Source organism: Leifsonia aquatica H1aii (assembly GCF_000633535.1).
In the GTDB taxonomy this organism is placed as follows: Bacteria; Actinomycetota; Actinomycetes; order Actinomycetales; family Microbacteriaceae; genus Leifsonia; species Leifsonia aquatica_A.
In genome coordinates this window covers 20,332-36,195 of the sequence record NZ_AYMR01000010.1, presented here as the reverse complement: position 1 = coordinate 36,195, position 15,864 = coordinate 20,332, and the positions used below count along the sequence as shown (strand labels likewise).

Here is a 15,864-nt window from a genome sequence, read left to right as displayed (position 1 = left end):
CGCCCAGTGGATCGTGGGCGGTGGCCCAGGGTCAGCGGGCGGTGAAGTGCAGGACGTCGACGTCGAGTCGGGTCTCGGTGGGGAGGGGCCGATCGGTGTCGGTCGTGTCGGTGCCGACGTGGTGGGCCGACGGCCCCATGCCGATCAGAGCGTACCGAACGGCGTCATCGACCGGGAGGGGCTGCGAGACGTGTTCGCGCGTCAGGAGGGCGTACAGCGCCTCTGCGGCGGTGATCACATCGTCCGCCTTGTCGGCGGGCACGTCCAGCATGGAGGTCGCGGCGCGCAATGAGCTGAGGTGCCCGGCGCGGGGCACCACGACGATCAGCGTTCCGCCGGGGCGCAGCACGCGCGCGAACTCGGGCAGATTGCGCGGTGCGAAGACATCGAGCACGGCGTCGCACACCCCGTCACGCACCGGGAGAGGGCGCCAGGTGTCCGCGACGAGGCCGTCGATGCGGTCGGAGCTTCGGCTCGCCCGTCCCACAGCAGCGGGGGAGAGGTCCATGGCGAGGCCGACGGAGTCCGGGTGCGTGGCGAGGACGGCGCGCAGGTAGTGGCCGGTACCCGCTCCGGCGTCCAGGACGCGCGGGGCGGCCGCGGGGACCGCGTCGGCGACGGCGCGTGCAATCGGTGCGTAGAGCCCGCTCTCCAGCACGGCGTCGCGAGCATCGAGCATGGCGGCGCTGTCGCCGACGTGCTTGGAGCCGCCGAGCAGGCTGATGTAGCCGCGCTTGTTGACGTCGTGGCGATGCCCCGACGTGCAGCCGAGCACCAGCCGGTCGACGGGGGAGAGGGGGGCGCCGCAGACCGGGCAGCGCAGCCACGACGCGAGGCGTTCGAGATCGGTCATGCCATCCTCCGCGGGGTGACGGGACAGGGGCTGGGGACGCGAAAGCGCCGGCGCGTGAGACGCGCCGGCGCTTTCGTGACGGGAGGTCGGATCAGTGGTGGTCGTGACCCGACTCGAGCTCGCCCTTGGTGGGCGGCACGATGCGGTCCTCGAAGAACCAGCGCGAGAGACCCGCGCGCATCCGGTTGCCCATGGTGATCTTGCCCTGCTTGTTCGGGCGGATCATCAGCGGCTCGTAGGCCTCGAAGCTCACCAGACGCCAGCGCTCGTAGTCGCTCAGCTGCTCGTGCACCTCGATGAACTCGCCGCCGGGCAGCTTCACGATGCGGCCGGTCTCGTAGCCGTGCAGCGCGATCGAGCGGTCCTTCTTCTGGAGCGCGATGCAGACGCGCTTGGTGAGGAAGTAGGCGATGATCGGGCCCAGGATGAGCAGCGCCTGCAGGGAGTGGATCACACCCTCCATCGTCAGCTTGAAGTGCGTCGCGATGAGGTCCGAGCTCGCTGCGGCCCAGAACACGGCGTAGAACGTGACGCCGGCGGCGCCGATCGCCGTGCGGGTGGCCGCGTTGCGCGGGCGGTCCAGGATGTGGTGCTCGCGCTTGTCGCCCGTGACCCACGCCTCGATGAAGGGGTAGATCAGGACGGTCACGATGAACAGACCCAGGATGGCGACCGGCACGATGATGTTGAACGACCAGGTGCGGTCCAGCCAGACGAACTCCCAGCCCGGCGGGACCAGACGCAGGGCGCCGTCCGCGAAGCCGATGTACCAGTCCGGCTGGGTACCCGCCGAGACCGGTGAGGGGTCGTACGGGCCGTAGTTCCAGATCGGGTTGATGGTGAAGAACGACGCCATGGCCGCGACGACACCGAACACGATGAAGAAGAATCCGCCGGCCTTGGCCGCGTACACCGGGAGGACGGGGTAGCCGACCACATTGCCCTGCGTACGGCCGGGGGCCGCGTACTGGGTGTGCTTGTGGATCACCACGAACATCAGGTGCAACGCGATGAAGGCGAGCACCATCGCGGGAAGCAGCAGGATGTGCAACGTGTACAGGCGTCCGACGATCGCGGTGCCCGGGAACTCCCCGCCGAAGAGCAGGAACGAGATCCAGGTGCCGACCACCGGCAGACCCTTGATCAGGCCGTCGATGATGCGGAGGCCGTTGCCCGAGAGCAGGTCGTCCGGGAGGGAGTAGCCGGTGAAGCCCTCGGCCATCGCGAGGATGAACAGGACGAAACCGATGACCCAGTTGAGCTCGCGCGGCTTGCGGAACGCACCCGTGAAGAAGATGCGGAGCATGTGCAGGCCGATGGCCGCCACGAACAGCAGCGCCGCCCAGTGGTGGATCTGACGGACGAGCAGGCCGCCGCGCACCTCGAACGAGATGTTGAGCGTCGACTCCATCGCCGCGGACATGTGGATGCCCTTCAGCGGGACGTACGAGCCGTGGTACACGACCTCGGCCATGGACGCCTGGAAGAAGAACGTCAGGAACGTGCCGGAGAGGAGGATGACGATGAAGCTGTAGAGCGCGACCTCACCGAGCAGGAACGACCAGTGGTCGGGGAAGATCTTGCGCCCGAACTCCTTGACGGCGCCGGAGATGCTGGTGCGGTCCTCGATGTAGTTCGCGGCTGCCGCCGTGAACCCACCGCTCTTGACCGGCGTAGGTGCCGCGGGTGCGGCGGTCGTGGTGCTCAATGGCGCTCCCAGAAGCTCGGGCCGACGGGCTCGTGGAAGTCGCTGCGGGCGACCAGGTAGCCATCGGCGTCAACGGTGATCGGAAGCTGCGGAAGCGGGCGCTTGGCGGGTCCGAAGATGACCTCGGCCTCGTGCGTGATGTCGAACTGCGACTGGTGGCACGGGCAGAGCAGGTGGTGGGTCTGCTGCTCGTAGAGCGCCACCGGGCACCCGACGTGCGTGCAGATCTTCGAGTAGGCGACGATGCCGTCGTAGTTCCAGGTCTCGCGACCCTTCGAGACGTGCAGGTCCTCCGGCTTGAGGCGCATGAGGAGCACGGCGGCCTTGGCCTTCTGCTCGAGCATGTCCTCGGCCTCGTTGAGGCCCTCCGGGATCACGTGGAACGCGCTGCCCAGGGTGACGTCGGCGGCCTTGATCGGCGTGCCGGAGGGGTCGCGGGTGAGGCGGACGCCCTTGGCCCACATGGTCTGCGAGAGCAGCTCGACCGGGTCCTGGTCCTGCGGAGCGAGACCGCGGAACAGCACGACGGCGGGGAGCGGGAAGGCGATGAGCGCGCCGATGAGGCTGTTGCGGACGAGCGTGCGCCGGTTGAAGCCGGACTCCTCGTCGGCCTGGCGGAAGATCTCCACGGCCCGCTCGGTGGTGCCCTCGCTGCCGCGCACGGGGTGGCGGAGGTCGACGCCCTCCTTCTCGTGCATGAGCGCCTTGCCCCAGTGGACGGCCCCGATGCCGATCGCCAACAGGGCGAGCGTGATGCCGACGCCGATGAACAGGTTGTTCAGTCGGACCGAGCTCGGGTCGCTGTCGTGGATCGGGAAGGCCATGTAGGCCGCGACCGCCCAGATGCTGCCGGCGATCGACAGGTAGAAGAGCGTGTAGACGGTGCGCTCCGCGCGCCGCTCCTTCTTGGGGTCGAGGTCGGTGACGCGCGGCCGGTGCGGCGGGAAGCCCGGGTTCTCGGGCGCGTCGCGGACGACGATGGCCGTCCCCGCGTCGCCCGTGCGGTGCACGTCGACATCTGACGAACTGGCTGGCGTCAGCTCGTGACCGCCGTTCTCGTCCTGTGCCATGGTTCTCCTTCTTACGCTTTCTCTACGCTCAGTACCGGCTAGTTGGACTTCGCCGTGATCCAGACGGTCAGTGCGACGATCGCGCCGAGACCGAAGATCCACAGGAACAGACCCTCGGCCACCGGGCCGAGCGAGCCGAGCTCGAAGCCGCCGGGGGACGGGTGCTCCTGGATGTACATGAGGTACGTGATGATGTCGGCCTTGCCCTGCGGGTCGATGTTCAGGTCGTTGAACACCGGCATGTTCTGCGGGCCGGTGACCATGGCCTCGTAGATGTGCTTGGCGCTCACTCCGGTCAGCGGCGGGGCGTACTTGCCCTCGGTGAGCGCGCCACCGGCGCCGGCGACGTTGTGGCACATCGCGCAGTTGATGCGGAAGAGTTCGGCGCCCTTGGCGGCGTCGCCGTTGCCGTCGAGGTACTTCTGCTCGGGGATCGAGGGGCCGGGAGCGAGGGAGGCCACGTAGTCCGCGAGGGCCGAGACCTGCTCGTCGGTGAACTGGACCGGCTTCTCCTGCGCCTGCGGGCCCTGCATCTGCATGGGCATACGGCCGGTGCCGACCTGGAAGTCGACGGCGGCCGAGCCGACGCCGATCAGGCTGGGGGCCTCGGAGGTGCCCTGCGCCTCCATGCCGTGGCACGTGGCGCAGTTGGCCTGGAAGAGCTTCTTGCCCTCGTCGACCGTGGCCTGGGAGGCGACGGCGGGGGCGGTCTCCGCCGAGGCGGTCGTGGTGGTGAAGGCAGCATAGGCGCCGCCGGTGAGGCCGAGTCCGATCGCGAGGAGCGCGACGGTGGCCAGGGGGTGACGGCGACCGCTCTTGCGGACGGGCTTCGCCTTGCTGCGGTTCTGTGGACGCATGGGGTGTGGTCAGCTCCTGATTTCTACTAACGAATGATGTAGATGACCGCGAACAGTCCGATCCACACGACGTCGACGAAGTGCCAGTAGTACGAGACGACGATGGCGCTCGTCGCCTCCTTGTGGCCGAAGTGCTTGACCGCGAACGCGCGGCCGATGACGAGGAGGAAGGCGATGAGGCCGCCGGTCACGTGGAGTCCGTGGAAGCCGGTGGTCAGGTAGAACGCCGAGCCGTAGGCGTTCGAGTGGATGGAGATGCCTTCGCTGACGAGCGTGGCGTACTCGAGGATCTGGCCGGCGACGAAGACGGCACCGAGCGCGTAGGAGAGGAAGAACCACTCGACGAGGCCCCAGCGCTTCAGGTTGAAGAGACCGCCCGTGCGATGCGCCTGCAGGCGCTCCGCTGCGAACACCCCGAACTGGCACGTGACCGAGCTGAGCACGAGGATGGTCGTGTTCGTCAGCGCGTACGGGATGTTCAGGTGGGCCGTCTCGGCGGCCCAGAGGTCCGGCGAGGTCGACTTGAGGGTGAAGTAGATCGCGAACAGTCCCGCGAAGAACATCACCTCCGAGCCGAGCCAGACGATGGTGCCGACGGCCACGACGTTGGGCCGGTTGATCGCCGGCGCGCTCGTTGCAGGGGAGATTGAGGTGCTCGTCACGTAACCCATTATGGCTGAAAAGAACCCGTGGTTTTCTCACCTGATTGATCTGAATTCGCGTCGTCGCTGGTTAGGCTGCCCTTAGTTCGTGCCCGGGAAGCCTGGCTCCCCGTGGCCCACCGCGTCGCAATAGGATCGTTTCATGACGGAATCACAGTCCTGGTCGTCCGTGCTCACCTCCCTGCTCGCCGGGGAGGACCTCAGCGTGGCGGACGCGGCCTGGGCCATGGACCAGGTGATGACCGGGCGATCGACGGACGCCCAACTCGCCGGATTCCTCATCGCCCTGCGGGTCAAGGGGGAGACGGTCGACGAGATCGTCGGCTTCCGCGACGCGATCCTGGACCACGCCGTTCCCCTGCCGGTGGACCCGATGGCCCTCGACATCGTCGGGACGGGCGGCGACCGGTTCGGCACGGTGAACGTGTCGACGACGGCCTCCATCGTGGCCGCCTCCGCCGGCGTGCCGGTCATCAAACACGGCAACAAGGCGGCCAGCTCGTCCTCCGGATCGTCCGACGTCCTGGCCGCTCTGGGCATCGATCTCGCCCTGCCGGCCGCGCGTGTCGCCGAGGTGTTGCAGAAGACCGGCATCACGTTCGCCTATGCCAGCGCGTTCCACCCGGGATTCGCCAACGCCGGTCCCGTGCGATCGCAGCTGGGCGTCCCCACGGTGTTCAACTACCTCGGCCCGCTGTGCAATCCGGCGCGTCCCGAGGCATCGGCGGTCGGCGTCGCGACGCTCGACCGCATCCCGCTCATCGTCGGCGTGTTCCAGACCCGCGGCGCGACCGCGCTGGTCTTCCGCGGCGACGACGGACTGGACGAGCTGTCGACCACCGGTCACAGTCACGTCTGGGAGGTCTCGCGGGGCCTCGTCACCGAGCACGACATCGATCCGCGCGATCTGGGCATCCCGCGCGCGAAGATCGACGATCTGCTCGGAAAGGATGCCGCGTACAACGCGGCAGTTGTGCGTGCCGTGCTCGCGGGCGAAGAAGGCCCCGTGCGCGACATCGTGTTGCTCAACGCGGCGGCCGGACTCGTGTCCTACGAGCTCGCATCCGACCCGTCGAGGGGCCAGGACTCCATCCTGGATCGGTTCCGTACGCACATGGCGGTCGCCGCCGAAGCCATCGACTCCGGGGCCGCGGCCGCGAAGCTCGACGAGTGGGTGGCGGCGACGCACTGATGTAGTGCGACCGGCAGCTGTGGAAGGAAGGGTATTCAATGAAGAAGCTCATCAACGGCGTACCCGACGTCGTGGCCGAGTCCCTGGCGGGGTTCGGCCGAGCTCACGCCGACATCGTCACGGTGTCGGACGATCCTCGCTTCGTGTCGCGGGCCGACGGCCCCGTCCAGGGCAAGGTCGGCCTGGTCAGCGGCGGCGGCAGCGGCCATGAGCCCCTCCACGCCGGCTTCGTCGGCAAGGGGATGCTCGACGCCGCGGTGCCGGGCGAGGTCTTCACCTCGCCGACGCCGATGCCGATCGTGGAGGCGACGAAGGCCGCCGACGGCGGCGCCGGTGTGCTGCACATCGTGAAGAACTACACCGGCGACGTGCTGAACTTCGAGACGGCCGCCGACCTGGTGGGCGCGGAGGGCATCGCGGTCCGCGCCGTCGTCACCAACGACGACGTCGCGGTCCAGGACTCGCTCTACACGGCCGGACGGCGCGGTGTCGCCGGCACCGTGCTGGTCGAGAAGATCGCGGGTGCCGCCGCCGACCGGGGCGACGACCTCGACGGCGTGACCGCCATCGCGGAGCGGGTCAACGCCAACGTGCGCTCGATCGGCCTCGCCCTGACCGACGGCACCGTGCCGCACGCGGGCCAGCCCGGTTTCGTGCTGCCCGAGGACGAGATCGAGTTCGGCGTGGGCATCCACGGCGAGCCCGGCCGCGAGCGGATCAAGATCGAGCCCGCCGACCGTCTGGTGGACCGGATGATGGACGCGATCCTCACCGATCTGCCGTTCTCGTCGGGCGACCAGGTGCTGCTGTTCGTCAACGGGATGGGCGGCACACCGCTCTCGGAGCTCTACATCCTGTTCCGCCGCGCGGCCGAGATCCTCGACGAGAAGGGGATCACGCTCTCCCGCTCGCTGGTCGGCAGCTACGTCACCTCGCTGGAGATGCAGGGCGCCTCGATCTCGGTGCTGAAGCTGGACGACGAGCTCACCGCCCTCTGGGACGCGCCGGTGCACACCGCCGCACTCCGCTGGGGTCTCTAGCCACCACGAGAACACGACAGAGGAGGAGGCGCTGATGGCGCTGGACACGAACTGGGTCTCGGCCTGGCTGACGGCCGGAGCCGCGGCCATCGGGGAGCACAAGCAGGAACTGAACACCCTCGACCGCGAGATCGGCGACGGCGACCACGGCGAGAACATGGACCGCGGACTCCGTGCGTCCGTGGAGGCGCTGGGGAAGCTGCCGGACGACGCGACGCCGAATGCGGCGCTCCGCTCGGTGGCGATGACGCTCATCTCGACCGTGGGAGGTGCGTCGGGACCGCTGTACGGGACCGCGTTCCTCAAGGCGGCCGAGCCGGTCGGCGACGCGACGGAGATCGACGGGGCCACTCTGGTCGCCCTGCTCGCCGGCGCACGCGACGGCATCGTGTCCCGCGGCAAGGCGGAGCCGGGCGACAAGACGATGGTCGACGCGTGGACTCCGGCGGTCGACGCGGCGTCCGCCGCCCAGGCCGCCGGCGCCGACCCCGCGCAGATCCTGTCCGCGGCGGCGGACGCGGCCGAGCAGGGGGCGGCGGCCACGGAGCCGCTCGTCGCCCGCAAGGGCCGGGCGAGCTACCTCGGCGAACGGTCGGCGGGTCACCGCGACCCCGGCGCCCAGTCGACGGCGCTGCTGCTGCGCGCCGCTGCGGAGGCTGCGGGATGACGGAGCGCGTCGGCATCGTCTTCGTGTCCCACAGCGTCCAACTCGCCGACGGTGCCGTCGCCCTCGCCGGGCAGATGGCGCCGTCGGTGCGGCTGGTCGCGGCCGGCGGCACGGAGGACGACGGGATCGGGACCAGCTTCGCCAAGGTGATGGCGGGTGTCGGCGAGGCGGATGCGGGAGCGGGCGTCGTGGTCATCAGCGACCTCGGTTCGGCGCTGCTCACGGCCGAGACCGTGCTCGACATGCTGCCCGACGACCAGCGCGCCCGCGTGCGCGTCGTCGATGTGCCCTACGTCGAGGGCGGCATCGCGGCCTCGGTCGCGGCCGAGACCGGGGCCGATCTGTCCGCGGTCGTCGCCGCCGCCGAGAGCGCCCGCACGTCGTGGGCGGAGGGGGAGGCCGCCTCCGAAGCGCCGGATCCGGCCGCGGCGCCGGCGCCGGCGGACGGTCCCTACGAGCGCGACGTGCTCGTGCGCAACCCCCAGGGGCTGCACGCCCGCCCGGCGGCCGACTTCGTCAAACTGGCCAGCACCTTCCCGGCGAAGGTGACGGTGAACGGCAAGGACGCGAAGAGCCTGCTCGGGGTGATGTCGCTCGGCCTCACGGCCGGGTCCACCGCCCGGATCGCCTCGGACGACCCGGCCGGGACCGAGGCGGTCGATGCGCTGGTCGCGCTCGTCGAGACGGGGTTCGGCGAGGTCTGACCAGGAGACCGACCACGAGGAGGAGGGCCGTCCGCACGCGTGAGGGCGGCCCTCCTCCCGTGCGTCAGGCTCCCGTGCGTCGGCCTTCCGTACGTCAGCGGGGGAGCCGTACGTCAGAGGGGGAGCGCCATCTCCCGCTCCAGAGTGCTGCGGTCCAGCGGGTACGGCTGCGTGCGCCCCGTGAACACGAAGCCGCGGCGCTCGTACGCGCGGATGGCCGCGGGATTGTTCTCGTGCACGTCCAGCAGCAGCCGCTCGCCCCGGCCCTGCGCCCAGTCGATCACGGCGTCGAGGAGCGCGTCCGTCATCCCGACCGCGCGCCCTCGATACTCGGGCGTGACGTAGGCCCCGACGAGGTAGGGGTCGTGCGTGCCGGGAGCCTGGTGGCCGCCCATGCTGCCCAGCCACCGGCCGTCGGCGGCGACCGCGGCGAACAGTCGCGTGGAGGTCGAGGTGCCGGCGGTGCGCCGGCGCCAGTGCTCCTCCGGATGCGTGCGCGCGGTCGCGAGCGTCTCCAGGAACGCCAGCGGGGAGTCCTCCAGCATCTCCAGCCGGAGGGCGCGATACGCGGGCCAGTCGTCCTCGACGCTCGGGCGGACGGTCCAGTCCGACCGGGCGTCGCCGGAGGCGAGCGCGGCGCTCACCGTCGGCTCAGCCCCGCTCGGCCAGCAGTGCCTCGACCTCGGCCAGCAGGATGGCCGTGCACAGGCCGTCGAGGGCGATGCGCAGCTCGTCGACCGGCGGGAAGGTGGGCGCGATGCGGATGTTCGCGTCGCGCGGGTCCTCACCGTACGGGAAGGTCGCTCCGGCGGGGGTGACCGCGATGCCGGCCTCCTTCGCCAGCTGGACGGCGCGTGCGGCGGTGCCGTCGAGCACGTCGAGGCTGACGAAGTAGCCGCCCTTCGGCGCGTTCCAGCTGCCGCCGCCCCAGGGGGCGAGCCGTGCGCGGAAGGTCTCGTCGACGGCCGCGAACTTGGGCGCGATGATCGCGCGGTGCTTCTCCATGTGCGCGGCGAGGCCCTCGGCGTCGCCGAGCAGCTTCACGTGCCGCAGCTGGTTGAGCTTGTCGGGACCGATGCTCTGCGCGCCGAGGTTGCGCTGCAGCCAGCCGATGTTGGTCTCGGAGGCGCCGACGAAGGCGACGCCTGCGCCCGGGAAGGTGACCTTGGAGGTCGAGGCGAACACGAGCGGGCGGTCGGGGTTGCCGGCCTCGGCGGCGAGGGCGAGCACGTCGATCGGTGCCGGGCGCTCGTCGGTCAGGTGGTGGACGGCGTACGCGTTGTCCCAGATCAGGCGGAAGTCGGGCGCGGCGGGCAGCGAGACCAGGGCGCGCACGACCTCCTCGCTGTACACGGCGCCGGTCGGGTTGGCGTACACCGGGACGCACCACATGCCCTTGATGCTGTCGTCCGTCGCCAGCAGGGAGGCCACCGTCTCGATGTCGGGGCCGTCCTCGTTCATCGGGACGGGGATGAGGCGGATGCCGAACCGCTCGCAGATGGTGAAGTGCCGGTCGTAGCCGGGCACCGGCGCGAGGAAGCTGATCGACTGCCCCGCCCAGGGCCGCTCGCCGCCGGGCACGCCGTAGAGCATCGCCTCCACGATGACGTCGTGCATGAGGGTCAGGCTCGCGTTGCCGAGGGCGAGGAGCTGGGGGACCGGGACCTTCAGCGCGTCGGAGAAGATCGCTCGCAGCTCGGGGAGGCCGTTCGGGCCGCCGTAGTTGCGCAGGTCGGTGCCCGCGGCGTCCCGGTACTCGCCGTCGGGCAGGTGCAGCAGGTCGTTCGAGAGGTCGAGCTGCTCCGCCGACGGCTTGCCGCGGGTGATGTCGAGGGAGAGGCCGGCGGCCTTCAGCTCGTCGTACGCACGCGAGAACTCGGCGTGCGCGGCGCGCAGCGCCTCGGTGTCCAGGTCGGTGAGGGGAGTCGCGGGGGAGGTCACGTTCCGATCGTACCGGCGCGGGCGGGGCGGCGGTGCGGACGGCGTGTGCGAACATCCTGAGTGTGACCGACGAAGTGCAGAAGGGCCGCGCGCTGTCGCGTCCGAGGATGTTCGTAGCCCTCGGAGCGGGCGTGCTGGTCGGTGTCGTGGTCGGGCTGCTCGACGCCTGGCACTACGCCGTGATCGCTGGCTGGGCGGGCGCCTGCATCGTCTACATCGTCTGGGTGTGGGCGAAGGTGTGGCGGCTGGACGGGAAGCAGACCCAGGACCATGCCACCCTCGAAGATCCAGGGCGGCGCGTCAGCGATGTGATCCTGCTCGCGGCCTCCGTGGCCTCTGTCGTGGCGGTGGTGTACATCGTGGTGGACGCTCGCCAGCTGAAGGGGGCCCCGCAGCTCGTGGTGGCACTGCTCGCCGTGCTGAGCGTCGCCCTCTCCTGGGCGCTCGTCCACACCGTCTACACGCTGCGCTACGCGCGCATGTACTACCGCAAGGACGGCGGCATCGACTTCAACCAGAAGGAGAGGCCGCGCTACAGCGACTTCGCCTACCTGGCGTTCACGCTCGGGATGACGTTCCAGGTGTCCGACACGAACATCAGCAGCTCATACATCCGCCGCGCGATCCTGCGGCACACCCTGCTGTCCTATCTGTTCGGCTCGGTGATCCTCGCCACGACGGTGAACCTCATCGCAGGGCTCACCTGAGGGAGGTCGCGAACCGGTAGCGCAGGCCGGAGGACGACTCCTGCCATTCGCCCCGCGCGGTGCGCCATCCCTCGCCCAGCGCGGGGGCCCGGGTGTCGCCGGGGACGTCCAGGTCGACCTCGGTGACCTCCACCCGGTCGGCGAGCGGCAGCGCCGCGGCGTAGAGCTGCGCCCCTCCCATCACCCAGACGGTCTCGGCGCCGGCGGCCAGCGCGAGCGCCTCCTCGACGTCGTGCGCGACCTCCGCGCCGGGTGCGGACCACGCGGCCTGCCGGGTGACGACGATGTTCGTGCGCCCGGGGAGCGGCCGGAACCGTTCGGGCAGCGAGTCCCAGGTGCGCCGGCCCATCACGACCGGCGACCCCGATGTCAGCTCGCGGAAGTGCCGCATGTCCTCGGGAAGGTGCCAGGGGATGCCGCCGTCGGCGCCGATCACGCGGTCGTGGGCCTCGGCCCAGATGAGAGCGAGCGACACGCCGGCCTCAGACCGCCACGGCGGCGCGGATGGCCGGGTGGTGCTGGTATCCCTCGACCACGAAGTCCTCGAACCGATAATCGAAGATGCTGTCGGGTGTGCGTGCGAAGCGCAGCGCGGGCGCGGGGTAGGGGGAGCGGGAGAGCTGCTCCTCCACCTGCTCGACATGGTTGTCGTAGATGTGGACGTCGCCGCCGGTCCAGACGAACTCGCCCGGCTCGAGACCGACCTGCTGGGCGACCATCAGGGTCAGCAGCGCGTAGCTCGCGATGTTGAACGGGACGCCGAGGAACATGTCCGCGCTGCGCTGGTAGAGCTGACAGGACAGCCGGCCGTCGGCGACGTAGAACTGGAAGAAGGCGTGGCACGGGGCGAGCGCCATGTTCGGGATGTCGGCGACGTTCCAGGCCGAGACGATGATCCGGCGGGAGTCGGGGTCGTGGCGCAGCTGCTCGATCACCTGGGCGATCTGATCGATGTGCGAGCCGTCGGGCGCGGGCCAGGAGCGCCACTGCACGCCGTAGACCGGGCCGAGCTCGCCGCGATCGTCGGCCCACTCGTCCCAGATCGTAACGCCGTTCTCGCGCAGCCAGCCGACGTTGCTCTCGCCGCGGAGGAACCACAGCAGCTCGTAGGCGATGGACTTGAAGTGCACGCGTTTTGTGGTGATGAGGGGGAAGCCCTCGGCGAGGTCGAAGCGCAGCTGGCGGCCGAACACGCTGCGCGTGCCGGTCCCGGTGCGGTCCGACTTGCGGCTGCCGTTCGCGAGGACGTCGCGGAGCAGGTCTTCGTACGGGGTCGGGATCGTCTCGCTCATCGAGTCGATGGTACTTCGCTTCGCTCACCCCTGACCCCCGCCGGGCGCGAGTCGTAGTCTTTCGACATGGAGACCGGCTCGGGTGCCGACCGTCACAGCGACGACGAGCTCGCCCGCGCGCTCGAAGCGGAGGTGGCGCGCATCACCACGGCCATCCCGATCGTGCCGCCTCCACCGGCGGAGGACATGGCCGAGCCCGAGATCGCGCCGAGGGAGCCGGAGGTCGCGTCGCGCGAGCCCGAGGTCGCAACCGAGCCCGAAGGTGGCGACGACGAGGTCCACGGCGAGGATGCGGACGACGACTGGGTCGGTCCGCCCACGCAGGCCATCAGCTTCGACGACCTGCCCGTGCGCCGCCGCGTGGAGGGTCCGCAGCCGACCTACAGTGCGTGGGTCGGGGCGGCGGCGCCGACGCCGGCGTCGGAGCCCGCGGCCACGACCGCGCCGGCCGAGCCCTCTGCGCCTCCCGTTCCCGAGCCGACCGCGTCGACCCGGGCCGAGCCGCTGTCGTACGTGCCTCCCGAGCTCGCCCCGCGCGACTCCCAGCCGGTGCCGCTGGTGGCGGAGGAGCCGTCTGCGGCAGCCGGCCCGAGCCCCGATCCCGACCTCGAGCCTGCGCCGCCGATCGTCCCGCTGATCGCGATGGCCCCGGTGCTTCCTCCGCTGACGGGGACGGGGACGGGGACGGGGACGGGGACGGGGACGGGGACCGCCACCGTGACCGGCCCGGTGGTGTCGCACCGGCTGGGGACGCTCGACGGGACGCACGAGCACATCGACACGGACCTCCACGACGACGCGGACGATGTGCACGGGACCGCGCCGACACCGCTCGCCTCACCGCGCGTCGCGGACGACGAGACGGTGCTGCACGGCGCCGAGCCGGTGCCCGCGCCGCTGTTCGAGCCCGAGGAGGCCGATCTGGAGCCGTCCCCGCTCGACCGGCGGGTCGGCCGGGCCGCCCGGATGTTCTGGCTCTGGTTCGCCGGCACCTCGTCGCTGATCTCGATCGGCGTCGGAGCCACACTGTTCACGCTCGGCCTCAGCCTCCGGCAGCTGCTCGTCGCGACGCTCGTGGGCGTGGCCCTGTCCTTCCTGCCCCTGGGGCTCGGGACGCTCGCGGGCAAGTGGAGCGGGCAGCCGACGATGGTGGTCTCCCGGGCGACGTTCGGCGTGCGCGGCAACGCGATCCCCGCCGTGCTGGCCCTGGTCACCAAGCTGTTCTGGGGCGCGGTGCTGCTCTGGCTGGCGGGCTCGGCCGCCGGCTCCCTCGCCGTGTCGGGAGGGTGGGCCCGGGACCGCGCGACGCCCACCGCGGTCGCTCTGCTGGTGGCGATCCTGGTGGCCGGAGCGGTGGCCTTCTTCGGGTACTCGCTGGTCGCGCGCGTGCAGCTGCTGCTGACGATCGCCTCCGCCGTGCTCATCGCCGTGATGGTCGCGGCGACCTGGCGACAGGTCGACCTGTCTCGTGCGCTGGCGGTGCCGGACGCGCTCTGGACCCACGTGGTCACCGGGGCCGTCCTGGTGTTCAGCTACCTCGGGCTGGCCTGGGCGATGAGCAGCGCGGAGGTCGCCCGCTACCAGCGCCCGACGTCGTCGGGCGCGGCGGCGATGCTCTGGGCGACCTTCGGGGCGGCCGTCCCGCCGTTCGTCCTCGTCTCGTACGGCGGCCTCCTCGCCGCCTCCCACCCCGGTCTCGCCTCCGAACTCGCCAGCGACCCCGTGGCGGGGTTCGTCCGGCTGGGCCTTCCGTGGTGGTACCCGCTGCCCTTGCTGCTCGCGGTCGGCCTCAGCCTCATCTCGGCGCTGGTGCTGACGATGTACTCGGCGGGGTTCACCCTCGACGCCCTCGGCGTGCGGCTCGGCCGGCGGTGGAGCACCGTCGTCGCCGGAGGCCCGATCGCCCTCGCCGGGATCGTGCTGGCCCTGACCGTGACCGACCTCGACAGTGTGGTGCGAGGCGTGCCGACCGCCCTGTCCGTACCGGTCGCGGCATGGACGGGCCTCTTCGCGGCGGAGACGATGCTGCGCGAACGCCGCTTCCACCAGCCCTCCCTGCTCGCCTCCGGCGGCGTCTACCCGGACTGGCGCTGGGGCAATCTCGGCATGCTGGTCGCGGCCTCCGTCATCGGACTGGGACTCGTCAGCTCCGACCTGCCCTGGCTGGGCTGGGAGGGATACCTGTTCCGGCTGCTCGGCATCGACTCGCAGACCGGGATCGGCACGAGCAACATCGGCGTCATCGTCGCGCTCGCGCTCGGCCTCCTCACCCCGATCGTCGCGGGGTCGCGGGCCGTCCGTCGCCAGGAGCAGCGCGCCGCCTGATCCCGTAGGCTCTATCCCGTGCAGCACACCCTCCGTTCCGTCCGCGAGACCGTCGAGGGGCTCTGGCCGCTCTCCGGCGCCGAGGGCTGGGACGCCCCCGGTCTGCTGTCGGGCGATCCGGCGGCTCCGGTCGAGCGCATCCTGCTGGCCGTGGACGTCGTCGCCGCCACCGTCGACGAGGCGGTCGACTCCCGCGCCGACCTGCTGCTGGCGCACCACCCGCTGCTGCTGCGCGGGGTCACGACCGTCGCCGAGGACCGGTACAAGGGCGCGCTGCTGGCCCGGCTGATCCGCGGCCGCTGCGCGCTCATCGCCGCCCACACCAACGCCGACGTCGTCGAGGACGGCACGAGCGCCGTGCTCGCCGCCCGGCTCGGGCTCACGGACACGACCCCGATCGCACCGGCCGCCGACGGCGTCACCGGCATCGGACGGGTCGGCGTGCTGCCGCAGCCCACCACGCTCGGGGTGCTCGCCCGGGCGCTCGCCGACCTCCTGCCGCCGACGGCCGGAGGAGTGCGCGCTGCCGGCGACTACCACCAGCCCGTCTCGCGCGTCGCCGTGTGCGGGGGCGCGGGCGACTCCCTGCTGGGCGCGGACGCCGTCCGCGAGGCCGATGTCTACATCACCGCCGATCTGCGCCACCATCCCGCGTCGGAAGCGCGGGAGCAGGCGATCCTCGGCGGTGGTCCCGCGCTCCTCGACGTCTCGCACTGGGCGAGCGAGTGGCTCTGGCTCGACACCGCGGCCGGTCAGCTGCGCGCCGCCCTTCCCGGAGTGGAGGTCGTGGTCAGCGAACTGCGCACCGACCCCTGGGACTTCGCCATCCTCCAGTAGCCCTGGAGA

16 protein-coding genes are annotated in these 15,864 nt (G+C 70.9%); 7 read left to right on the top strand and 9 right to left on the bottom strand.

Going from position 1 to position 15,864, the window contains the following annotated elements; translation table 11 throughout:
• Positions 1-31: 31 nt before the first annotated feature.
• From U870_RS22570 to ctaE, 5 genes are all read right to left on the bottom strand, one after another.
• Entirely contained in the window at positions 32-853 is an 822-nt protein-coding gene (locus U870_RS22570) for a methyltransferase domain-containing protein (protein ID WP_025157608.1), read from the bottom strand.
• A gap of 91 nt (positions 854-944) precedes the next feature.
• Entirely contained in the window at positions 945-2,561 is a 1,617-nt protein-coding gene (gene qcrB / locus U870_RS0111885; protein WP_025157607.1) for a cytochrome bc1 complex cytochrome b subunit, read from the bottom strand.
• Positions 2,558-3,631 carry a cytochrome bc1 complex Rieske iron-sulfur subunit gene (gene qcrA, locus U870_RS0111880; protein WP_025157606.1) on the bottom strand — a complete coding sequence of 358 codons (1,074 nt, stop codon included), beginning with the start codon at positions 3,629-3,631 and terminating at the stop codon, positions 2,558-2,560. The genes qcrB and qcrA overlap by 4 nt, the downstream gene beginning before the upstream one ends.
• 38 nt (positions 3,632-3,669) lie before the next feature.
• Positions 3,670-4,488, bottom strand: coding sequence for a cytochrome bc1 complex diheme cytochrome c subunit (qcrC, locus tag U870_RS0111875; protein ID WP_025157605.1), 819 nt, complete (start codon positions 4,486-4,488; stop codon positions 3,670-3,672).
• A gap of 26 nt (positions 4,489-4,514) precedes the next feature.
• Positions 4,515-5,159, bottom strand: a complete 645-nt coding sequence (gene ctaE / locus U870_RS0111870; protein ID WP_205288762.1) for an aa3-type cytochrome oxidase subunit III — start codon at positions 5,157-5,159, stop codon at positions 4,515-4,517.
• A 133-nt stretch (positions 5,160-5,292) separates the two neighbouring features.
• On the opposite strand from ctaE, the gene trpD reads away from it, so the two are divergent.
• The 4 genes from trpD to dhaM are packed head-to-tail and all read left to right on the top strand — an operon-like array spanning position 5,293 to position 8,753.
• The gene (gene trpD, locus U870_RS0111860; RefSeq protein WP_025157603.1) at positions 5,293-6,342 is read left to right on the top strand and encodes an anthranilate phosphoribosyltransferase; all 1,050 of its coding nucleotides are present in this window, start codon (positions 5,293-5,295) and stop codon (positions 6,340-6,342) included.
• Positions 6,343-6,380: 38 nt separating this feature from the next.
• A complete protein-coding gene (gene dhaK / locus U870_RS0111855; RefSeq protein ID WP_025157602.1) occupies positions 6,381-7,382 on the top strand; it encodes a dihydroxyacetone kinase subunit DhaK in 1,002 nt (333 codons plus the stop codon).
• A gap of 34 nt (positions 7,383-7,416) precedes the next feature.
• On the top strand, positions 7,417-8,049 hold the full coding sequence (gene dhaL / locus U870_RS0111850; protein ID WP_025157601.1) for a dihydroxyacetone kinase subunit DhaL: 633 nt from the start codon (positions 7,417-7,419) through the stop codon (positions 8,047-8,049).
• The gene (dhaM, locus tag U870_RS0111845; protein WP_025157600.1) at positions 8,046-8,753 is read left to right on the top strand and encodes a dihydroxyacetone kinase phosphoryl donor subunit DhaM; all 708 of its coding nucleotides are present in this window, start codon (positions 8,046-8,048) and stop codon (positions 8,751-8,753) included. The genes dhaL and dhaM overlap by 4 nt, the downstream gene beginning before the upstream one ends.
• A 113-nt stretch (positions 8,754-8,866) precedes the next feature.
• On the opposite strand, the gene U870_RS0111840 is transcribed toward dhaM, so the two are convergent.
• Positions 8,867-9,397 (bottom strand): GNAT family N-acetyltransferase, encoded by a 531-nt coding sequence (locus U870_RS0111840; RefSeq protein WP_025157599.1) that lies wholly within the window; start codon positions 9,395-9,397, stop codon positions 8,867-8,869.
• Between the two features lie 7 nt (positions 9,398-9,404).
• Positions 9,405-10,694 carry an aminotransferase class I/II-fold pyridoxal phosphate-dependent enzyme gene (locus tag U870_RS0111835; RefSeq protein WP_025157598.1) on the bottom strand — a complete coding sequence of 430 codons (1,290 nt, stop codon included), beginning with the start codon at positions 10,692-10,694 and terminating at the stop codon, positions 9,405-9,407.
• A gap of 62 nt (positions 10,695-10,756) precedes the next feature.
• Between U870_RS0111835 and U870_RS0111830 the strand changes: the two genes are divergently transcribed.
• Positions 10,757-11,401, top strand: coding sequence for a DUF1345 domain-containing protein (locus tag U870_RS0111830; RefSeq protein WP_025157597.1), 645 nt, complete (start codon positions 10,757-10,759; stop codon positions 11,399-11,401).
• Here the strand turns inward: U870_RS0111830 and U870_RS0111825 are convergent.
• Both U870_RS0111825 and U870_RS0111820 read right to left on the bottom strand, forming a co-directional pair.
• Positions 11,394-11,876 carry a dihydrofolate reductase gene (locus U870_RS0111825; RefSeq protein ID WP_025157596.1) on the bottom strand — a complete coding sequence of 161 codons (483 nt, stop codon included), beginning with the start codon at positions 11,874-11,876 and terminating at the stop codon, positions 11,394-11,396. The genes U870_RS0111830 and U870_RS0111825 overlap by 8 nt on opposite strands.
• 7 nt (positions 11,877-11,883) lie before the next feature.
• Positions 11,884-12,693, bottom strand: a complete 810-nt coding sequence (locus U870_RS0111820) for a thymidylate synthase (RefSeq protein ID WP_025157595.1) — start codon at positions 12,691-12,693, stop codon at positions 11,884-11,886.
• 66 nt (positions 12,694-12,759) lie between these two features.
• Here U870_RS0111820 and U870_RS0111815 point away from each other — a divergent pair, with 66 nt between their 5' ends.
• A complete protein-coding gene (locus U870_RS0111815; protein WP_025157594.1) occupies positions 12,760-15,018 on the top strand; it encodes a purine-cytosine permease family protein in 2,259 nt (752 codons plus the stop codon).
• Positions 15,019-15,036: 18 nt separating this feature from the next.
• On the top strand, positions 15,037-15,855 hold the full coding sequence (locus U870_RS0111810) for a Nif3-like dinuclear metal center hexameric protein (protein WP_025157593.1): 819 nt from the start codon (positions 15,037-15,039) through the stop codon (positions 15,853-15,855).
• The last annotated feature ends 9 nt before the right edge of the window (positions 15,856-15,864 follow it).

Bases quoted from the DNA above. Each gene is read 5' to 3' on its own strand.
- dhaK (WP_025157602.1), top strand. From the start codon at position 6,381: ATGAAGAAGCTCATCAACGGCGTACCCGACGTCGTGGCCGAGTCCCTG.
- trpD (WP_025157603.1), top strand. From the start codon at position 5,293: ATGACGGAATCACAGTCCTGGTCGTCCGTGCTCACCTCCCTGCTCGCC.
- dhaL (WP_025157601.1), top strand. From the start codon at position 7,417: ATGGCGCTGGACACGAACTGGGTCTCGGCCTGGCTGACGGCCGGAGCC.
- U870_RS0111820 (WP_025157595.1), bottom strand. From the start codon at position 12,693: ATGAGCGAGACGATCCCGACCCCGTACGAAGACCTGCTCCGCGACGTC.
- qcrA (WP_025157606.1), bottom strand. From the start codon at position 3,631: ATGGCACAGGACGAGAACGGCGGTCACGAGCTGACGCCAGCCAGTTCG.
- ctaE (WP_205288762.1), bottom strand. From the start codon at position 5,159: ATGGGTTACGTGACGAGCACCTCAATCTCCCCTGCAACGAGCGCGCCG.
- U870_RS0111815 (WP_025157594.1), top strand. From the start codon at position 12,760: ATGGAGACCGGCTCGGGTGCCGACCGTCACAGCGACGACGAGCTCGCC.
- U870_RS22570 (WP_025157608.1), bottom strand. From the start codon at position 853: ATGACCGATCTCGAACGCCTCGCGTCGTGGCTGCGCTGCCCGGTCTGC.
- qcrC (WP_025157605.1), bottom strand. From the start codon at position 4,488: ATGCGTCCACAGAACCGCAGCAAGGCGAAGCCCGTCCGCAAGAGCGGT.
- dhaM (WP_025157600.1), top strand. From the start codon at position 8,046: ATGACGGAGCGCGTCGGCATCGTCTTCGTGTCCCACAGCGTCCAACTC.